Origin of the sequence: Microvirga massiliensis (assembly GCF_001006805.1) — a bacterium.
Lineage (GTDB): Bacteria > Pseudomonadota > Alphaproteobacteria > Rhizobiales > Beijerinckiaceae > Microvirga > Microvirga massiliensis.
Genome location: NZ_LN811398.1, coordinates 1 through 2,098, shown reverse-complemented (window position 1 = coordinate 2,098; position 2,098 = coordinate 1). Strand labels below are relative to the sequence as shown.

Here is a 2,098-nt window from a genome sequence, read left to right as displayed (position 1 = left end):
CCGATGAACATACACGAGTATCAAGGGAAGGCGGTTTTGCGGGAGTATGGGGTACCGGTGGCGCGCGGGCGGGCGATCTTTGCGCCTGCGGAGGCGGAGGCCGCGGCCCAGGAGCTCGGCGGGCCCGTCTGGGTGGTCAAAAGCCAGATCCATGCCGGCGGCCGCGGCAAGGGCACCTTCAAGGAAGCCGAGGCCGGCGACAAGGGTGGGGTGCGCCTTGCCCGCTCGGTCGAGGAGGTCAAAGCTTACGCCCGCCAGATGCTGGGCCACACCCTCGTCACCGTCCAGACCGGCCCCGCGGGCAAGCAGGTCAACCGCCTCTACATCGAAGAGGGCGCCGAGATCGCCTCCGAGTTCTACCTCTCGATGCTGGTCGACCGCGCCACCGGGCGCATCGCCCTCGTGGTCTCGACCGAGGGCGGCATGGACATCGAGCAGGTCGCCCAGGACAGCCCCGACAAGATCGTCACCGTCACGATCGACCCCGCGACCGGGCTGATGCCGCATCACGGCCGCACCGTCGCCAAGGCGCTCGGGCTCACCGGCAGCCTCGCCAAGCAGGCCGAGGATCTCACCGCCAAGCTCTACCAGGCGTTCCTCGCCAAGGACATGGAGATGCTCGAGATCAACCCGCTCGTGGTCACCAAGGGCGGCGAGCTGCGCTGCCTCGACGCCAAGCTCGCCTTCGACGGCAACGCGCTCTACCGCCATCCCGACATCGTGGCCCTGCGCGACCTCACCGAAGAAGACGAGAAGGAGATCGAGGCCTCGAAACACGACCTCGCCTACATCGCGCTTGATGGCACGATCGGCTGCATGGTCAACGGCGCCGGGCTCGCGATGGCCACCCTCGACATCATCAAGCTCTACGGCGAGGAGCCCGCCAACTTCCTCGATGTCGGGGGCGGGGCCTCCGAGGAGAAGGTCACGGCGGCGTTCCAGATCATCACCGCCGACCCGAACGTGAAGGGCATTCTCGTCAACATCTTCGGGGGGATCATGAAGTGCGACGTGATCGCCCGCGGGGTGATCGCCGCGGTCAAGACGGTCGGGCTGCAGGTGCCCCTGGTGGTGCGCCTCGAGGGCACCAACGTCGCCCAGGGCCAGGAGATCATCCGGGCCTCGGGGCTCAACGTGATCGCGGCCGAGGATCTCGACGACGCCGCCCAGAAGATTGTTGCCGCGGTGCGCGGCGCCGGCCACGCCTGAGGGAGAACCGCATGTCCATTCTGATCGACAAGACCACGCGCGTGATCTGCCAGGGCTTCACGGGCAAGAACGGCACCTTCCACTCCGAGCAGGCGATCGCCTACGGGACCCGCATGGTCGGGGGCGTGGCGCCCGGCAAGGGCGGCTCGCGGCATCTCGACCTGCCGGTGTTCGACACCGTGCGCGAGGCCAAGGAGGCGACCGACGCGGAGGCCTCGGTGGTTTACGTGCCGCCGGCCGGGGCCGCGGATGCGATCTGCGAGGCGATTGCGGCCGAGATCCCGCTGATCGTGTGCATCACGGAAGGCATTCCGGTGCTCGACATGGTGCGGGTCAAGCGGGCGCTCAGTGGCTCCAAGTCGCGGCTCATCGGGCCGAACTGCCCCGGGATCGTGACGGCCGGCGAGTCGAAGATCGGGATCATGCCGGCCAACATCTTCCGGCCCGGCTCGGTCGGGATCGTGTCGCGCTCGGGCACGCTGACCTACGAGGCGGTGTTCCAGACCTCGCAGGAGGGCCTGGGCCAGACCACGGCGGTGGGGATCGGGGGCGATCCCGTGAAGGGCACCGAGTTCATCGACGTGCTCGAGCTGTTCCTGGGTGATCCCAAGACCGAGGCGATCGTGATGATCGGCGAGATTGGCGGCGCGGCGGAAGAAGAGGCGGCGGCGTTCCTGGCCGACGAGGCGCGGCGCGGGCGCCGGAAGCCGATGGTGGGCTTCATTGCCGGGCGGACCGCCCCGCCGGGGCGGCGGATGGGCCATGCAGGCGCCATCATCTCGGGCGGCAAGGGCGGCGCCGAGAGCAAGATCGCGGCCATGGAACAAGCCGGTATAAGGGTCTCGCCCTCACCCGCCAGGCTCGGCAAAACCCTCGTCGAGGTGTTGAA

The 2,098-nt window shown here is 68.5% G+C and carries 2 protein-coding genes; both read left to right on the top strand.

The window, feature by feature from the left end; all coding sequences use genetic code 11:
* Nucleotides 1–3 precede the first annotated feature (3 nt).
* On the top strand, nt 4–1,209 hold the full coding sequence (gene sucC, locus BN1233_RS42500; RefSeq protein ID WP_046869727.1) for an ADP-forming succinate--CoA ligase subunit beta: 1,206 nt from the start codon (nt 4–6) through the stop codon (nt 1,207–1,209).
* 11 nt (nt 1,210–1,220) lie between these two features.
* On the top strand, nt 1,221–2,098 hold an 878-nt coding region (gene sucD / locus BN1233_RS42495; RefSeq protein WP_046869726.1), incomplete at its 3' end, for a succinate--CoA ligase subunit alpha.